This is a genomic window from Cylindrospermopsis sp. CR12, assembly GCF_001432185.1.
In the GTDB taxonomy this organism is placed as follows: Bacteria; Cyanobacteriota; Cyanobacteriia; order Cyanobacteriales; family Nostocaceae; genus Raphidiopsis; species Raphidiopsis raciborskii.
In genome coordinates this window covers 1-6020 of record NZ_LMVE01000074.1, presented here as the reverse complement: position 1 = coordinate 6020, position 6020 = coordinate 1, and the positions used below count along the sequence as shown (strand labels likewise).

The window sequence follows — 6020 nt, the reverse complement described above, 5'->3', positions numbered from 1 at the left end:
ACAGAGAAACCAGCAATAATTGCCAGAATATTAGGGAGCGGGGATGATATTTGGTCAGTGATAGCAGTGGTTACCAGGGGGAGAGATGAAGTAGGGAGGAGTGCAGCTTTTCACCGTTATTTTTTATGTCGGGGAGATCATAAACTGAGGGTGATATTAGCCTGGTGGGAACAAAATAACCGACCAACATTTAATCCTCTGGATCAACAAGATGAGGGTAGTCCCCATATATTTGAAGGGGAGATACCACAACCACCAGATTTAGAGCAAATATTACCATTATTCAAGGTACAAACTAAACCACAGGTGGGTACAGGGGAGGTTCCAATCCCCTCCCCTTTAGAACAACCATCTACAGAGGAACAACCGTCAGATTTACAAACAGAACCACAAGTGGAGGAATACTCCCTATTTCAGCAATTAAGTCCCATAGTTTTAGAGCCAAATGTCCAGTATGATTTATATACCATCAACGTATTAGCAATTAACAAATGGAACTCCTGTAAAAATGGACTACCAGTATGTTGGGCATTTGATGTAGAAGCACTAGTCAAACCAGAAAGATTTCAGGTGATTAAACCAGCATCCCAAAAAGCAAGAGATGGAATAAACAGAGCGATCGCAGCTGCGAGTAGAGTGGACAGAAATGCAGTAAACAAGGAACACACCCAAATAAATATGAACCCAGAAACTGAAACATTGCTCAAACAGGGGATTCGCAAATTAATCCACAGATCCCAATTCAAACCTGAAGCAGTACAAACAATTGTAGATGGACTAAAGGATAAGGAAGTTACTTCCCAAGATTGGGAAACACTTTTCAATCAAGAAGGTGCTGATATTGCGCTGCGAGAGAAGATATATACTCCCCATTTAGTCAGATTAATCACACTCAGAGCATTAGTCATTCCACATACCCTACCGGAATTTTTGTGGTGGTTGAACATCCAAAAAGCTAGTGAAATTAATGAGAATCAAAGAATATCACTAAAATTGCAAAAAGGTATTCAGCCACTATTTCCCAAGAAGCAAATAGCAGCAGGAACTACTTACTTGTTACCCAATTTATTAAATGGTAAAATATCAGTAGATGGCGTATATTGGTTATTAGCCAAGAGTGGAGATACCATTTGGTTTAATGCTCGAGATCAGTTTATAAGTAACATTAAAGATGATCTAAAATTGATTCATGATCACCACTCGAAAAAAAACACGCCTGATAAAATTACCCCCAAATTTGGACTGAGGGTTTGGAAAAGTTTAATTTACAGCTGGCAAGATATCCAAAAGAGATGTGATAAATGCCAATATTACCGACCTTTAGCTCAATTGTTTGAACAGTTAAAAGAGTATGCTTTGGCTGGATACTTTTATCAAGTTAGTGATGGATTTGTAAGAAGACATTTATTTTATGAAATAGCTAAGAAACAGAATAATCTTCCACCATTTGTTTATGTTTATGGTTTACGAATTGAACGAAAGACAACTTTAGATATTATTATCCATTTAGTTTATGGCATTATTGACTTTTTTAACCAGGATGTAGATATGAAACTTGTATTTGTTATTCCCGTTTCACTGTTAATCTTAGGGAGCGGTTGGTTAATCGGTTCCAGAACTTGGCAGCATTATATCAATACTAATGAAGCCAGGGAATATTTATGCGAAAAATCAGTTCAAGATCAAAACTGTTACCTAATAGTTTTCGATAGTAAGAATCACTATTCTTTTAAGGAGATTCAGACAGTAATGACTAAAACTGTTGATGAAGTTTTCCAAGGAAGACAAAAATCATCACCCCTAGCAAAACTGTCCTCCAAGAAAAAATATTCTGATATTACCGATATTACCGAAAGAATTACAGGAACAATACCACTAATTCTCTCAGATAAAACACTTAGATATAGGGACTTAGAAATCAGTACAGACAAGATAGATCCTAAAATTGAAAGACAATGGCTAATTGCCATCTATAGTTATCAACTTAAACACAATTTAGAGAAAAAGATAATTCCACAAAAAGGTGAGGAATGTCGGGGAAATAATATGTTTGGATTATGTTTATTAGGACAAAAAGTTCAAAAAACAAGCATAGATTATTCTTCCTTGAAAAACAGACTAAAAACGGACATCAATAAAGTGATGAAATTGACATTTATAAATGAAGCTATAGAAGAAAGATATTGGACTAAAACCAAGTACACGATTAATGAAATTATCATCACAACCATTAGAGAGAAGGAAGAGAGCGATGTGGAAAATAACAAATTGGCAAATTCAGATCCCAAACCATCTCCAGAAGAAAAAACCATCAACTTACCCAAGAAACCGACATTAACAAAACAGTTGATATTCCAGTCAATCCTTAAATCTCTAGGTATGAATGAATATAAAAATATTGACTATGTTACCTTCCAAACAGATAAAATTCAACAGACGCACAAAAGGAAGATTGCCCAATCCATCTATAAATTCCAAGAGTCACAAAAAAATATTCAACCTACAGGATACTTAGACCACAAATCACAAGAATCCCATGAGTTGAAACGCAAAATCTCCCAACAGTTCCTCTCCCGGGTACTTTGACTGGAGTTTATACTAACAAAAAAATGCGATCGCACTCAAACACCAACCCATCCAGGTAGGAAAAAATAAACAAACCCATGAATTGGGAACTAGTTTTTAAAAACATTGACAACTATGGGCAAAGTCAACTAAAAACATGAACTCATCTAACAATAAAATCCACGAAATCCATGAATTTAGTACAGGTATTCAATTTGAGCAGCGAGGTGATAGTTGGATTTGGACAGAGTTTACCATAAAATATATGAACAGCACCATGGGGGAGGAGATTCCCAAAGTGGTAGAGAGGTCAACACATTAGGTTCTCCTGTTGTGTCAAATCTGGTTGATATGCTCTTACCCTGGAGGCAATCGCACCTTTAATCAGAAGAAATGCTTACATATCCCAAGTTACAACAATGTGTTCCCATGAGTTGACAAACTCTCATATTATAAGTTATTATGTCCGGGGTCAAGAAAAATGCAATTACCTTACAACCTTTTTCATCCGTTCTGGTTCAATAGCAGAAGCAGCTATAAAAACAGGACGTAAAGCAATAGGTATTGAAATCAATCCAAATTATGTAAACATTGCAGTACAAAAAGTTAAAAATATCAGATATGAGGAAGAAAATCAAGTGAAACAAGGTAGTTTATTTGATTTAGTTACTGATATTTTTTGAGAGATGAATTTCCTGTTTTTGACGCATAAATTGAGAACGTCTCTTTTTCACGATTTCGGGGATATATTCATTTTTATTATCTTGTCCATCAAATCCTAATCTTAAATAGACATTACCTCCTATTCCTGGTATTACTTCACCTTCGTTGGTGCGTTCATCGTCTTTAGCAAAATAAAGAAATTCAAATTTACTATAAATATTTTCGTCAAATTCATCTTTGAGTTTTTGCTCTGCATTTTTATAAATGACAGGTGCAACTATAAATATCTTCTCTGGTTCTATTTTTTGAATCAAGTTCACTAAGTTAGTTCTGACTACACAAGCACCAGAAATAATAGATTTAATTACAATCAAATACTGAACCTTCCCATGGGAAGGTTCTTGATATTTTTTGAGGATGGGAGCTACTTTTAAATCTTCTATTTCAAATGGAGAAAATCGCTTGTTCCAAAAACAAGCAAAGCCAATATTGTGATAATGATTTTCTAATTCTGAAAGTATGCCTTTAGCTAAAAAATCAGCATCTTCTACTGTACAAGCAAGGTATATATCAGAAGTTTTATCATTAATTTTAGTCAGCAAGAAATTACCAAGATTATCACCTATCTTGGTCATAGTTTCTTTGTACTGGTCTGGATTGACACCCTTATTGGCTAATGTTTCCAGTAATTTCCGAACGTCTTGGTTGCAAATATCTGTATATAACCTAGTCATATCAAGAACACCTCCAAATCTTCAAAGGAAGTAGGGCGATTTTTTTTAATAAGTTCCTGAAATTTTTGAAACCTTGCTGTTTCGATACTGTAAGGTAATGTTCCTGCATTTAGTCCGTCGAAATACTCCCATTGTAAAAACCCTCTGGTTAAATTATATGTGAAACCGTCTATTTTATCAAAGATTTCTTTTATTTCTGGATTTAGCTGTAGTTCTGTTTTAAAGGAACGAATATATGAAGGAATGAAGTCTTGAGCTTTTTGGAGAATATCCATAATAGGTAGTTTAGATTTTTCACTAGCTACCCAAGCACCTAGTAAAACTGTAGCCAAACATTCAAGTTTATCTGGCTCTGGGTTTTCAAAAGCACACAAATACTCTAATGAACGTCTAAATTCAGGTTCTTGAGCAATTATTTTAGGCAGACTATCGGCAAAGTAGAAGTAAATTACTTGGCTATAATTTTTAATATCATCAGGAATGTTCGCTTGTAATTTATCTCGGAGTTCTAAAGAAGAAACTACTAGGGCAAGTTTTGACTCTTTGGAAATTGATTTGTTTAATTCATACTGTTTTTTAAAGTCGTCATTTATTGATTTTTCACCTGTTCCCCAAGTGATATTAGAACTATTTTTTAGTTGATAATGTTGCAGTGTGTTTTCTGATGTGAGTTCAATAACTAAGTCATCAATAAAAGATAGACATTGGCTTAATAAATAAATTTCTCTTTCATCTTCTATAATACTTTTAGATAATGATGATATTTTGTAGATAGCAAAGATGTTTTCGTAAGTGTTACCTTTGCTGTTGCTAACACCACCTGTATTTTTATTTTTTATGTATTCTACTGTTTTATTTCCAAATAGGTTTTTGATTTGGTCTTCTGTATACATGAATGATTTTTTTGTCAGAATCAGGATGTTATTGATAATTTATTGGGGAATATTTAAGATTATAAAATACAATTATCATTATGGTCAACCAATGACCAATGAAAGCAGATAGTATAAAACTTTACATTTCATTTATTAAACATCATCCCCAAATCTCTATTTTTCATAGACAATAAAACACTTACATCCTGTACATCCTTTAATCCTGGTTATCCTGATTCTGACAAAATAATTACGAATTACGAATTATTTTATCCCATGCTTCTAATACTAATCTTTGGGTTCTATATTCTCCATATTGTTTGATTTCATTACACGGACCAATGATTAGAACTTAGTACAGACAAAATAAATCCTAAAATTGAAAGACTTGAAACGCAAAATCTCCCAACAGTTCCTCAGTATTAATCTCAAGAAGGCGAGCTCCCGTAGGGAGTGCTTCGCAATCGTCCTAAAATTCCTGTGACCTTCGCAACCAATCCCTCCCCACTTGAATAGTCAAGTTCGATCGTTCCTATGGTAGGGTGCGTTAAATTGCATTAACACACCTTACATCACATCTATTGCATATTTTAAGTTATTGCCAAAGCGATTGGGTATTGTTTATGTCACTTTTTTATATATACACAACTTAACTATATCATATCCCATCCTGGGTACTTTGACTGGAGTTTATACTAACAAAAAGAGCGATCGCATTTTTTATCATAATTCCTATAATAGTGTATATATAAAAATAATCAAATCAAAGTCTATTCAACAATCAGTAAAAAGCTAACTTGAGCGTTAGGACTAGTAACTTAATACCCGGAAACCCCTACCACATATAGGAAAATCCCTAATTGGCAAAATTATTAAAAATTTTGTAAAAACCCCTTTACAAAACTAAACATCTGTCTTAATATAAGTTCATAAGGTAGAAACACCTACCTGAACATACATAAACCTCCGGTTAAACCGCATTTATAAAAACATGACCACCACCATTCAACAGCGCCAAAGCGCCAACGTATGGGATCGCTTCTGTGAATTTATCACCAGCACCAACAACCGCCTTTATATTGGCTGGTTCGGCGTGTTAATGATCCCCACCCTTCTCGCAGCTACTACTTGCTTCATCATTGCTTTTATTGCTGCTCCCCCCGTGGACATCGACGGTATCCGC

At 34.6% G+C, this 6020-nt stretch carries 5 protein-coding genes and 1 pseudogene; 4 read left to right on the top strand and 2 right to left on the bottom strand.

What is annotated here, in order from left to right:
- The 3 genes from ASL19_RS18225 to ASL19_RS09005 all read left to right on the top strand — a co-directional run.
- Positions 1–2586 (top strand): hypothetical protein (locus tag ASL19_RS18225; protein WP_057178076.1); only part of this gene is annotated, 2586 nt, incomplete at its 5' end.
- A 136-nt stretch (positions 2587–2722) separates the two neighbouring features.
- The gene (locus ASL19_RS17865) at positions 2723–2887 is read left to right on the top strand and encodes a hypothetical protein (protein WP_161808592.1); all 165 of its coding nucleotides are present in this window, start codon (positions 2723–2725) and stop codon (positions 2885–2887) included.
- Between the two features lie 97 nt (positions 2888–2984).
- The gene (locus tag ASL19_RS09005; RefSeq protein ID WP_057178075.1) at positions 2985–3248 is read left to right on the top strand and encodes a DNA methyltransferase; all 264 of its coding nucleotides are present in this window, start codon (positions 2985–2987) and stop codon (positions 3246–3248) included.
- Here ASL19_RS09005 and ASL19_RS09000 read toward each other — a convergent pair.
- Both ASL19_RS09000 and ASL19_RS08995 read right to left on the bottom strand, forming a co-directional pair.
- Positions 3228–3962 carry a hypothetical protein gene (locus ASL19_RS09000; protein WP_057178074.1) on the bottom strand — a complete coding sequence of 245 codons (735 nt, stop codon included), beginning with the start codon at positions 3960–3962 and terminating at the stop codon, positions 3228–3230. The two genes, ASL19_RS09005 and ASL19_RS09000, sit on opposite strands and share 21 nt — an antisense overlap.
- Positions 3959–4855: a hypothetical protein gene (locus ASL19_RS08995; protein WP_057178073.1), complete on the bottom strand. Its 897-nt coding sequence runs from the start codon at positions 4853–4855 to the stop codon at positions 3959–3961. The genes ASL19_RS09000 and ASL19_RS08995 overlap by 4 nt, the downstream gene beginning before the upstream one ends.
- Before the next feature lie 973 nt (positions 4856–5828).
- Here ASL19_RS08995 and ASL19_RS16755 point away from each other — a divergent pair.
- A pseudogene (locus ASL19_RS16755) lies at positions 5829–6020 on the top strand (photosystem II q(b) protein); the annotation flags it as partial.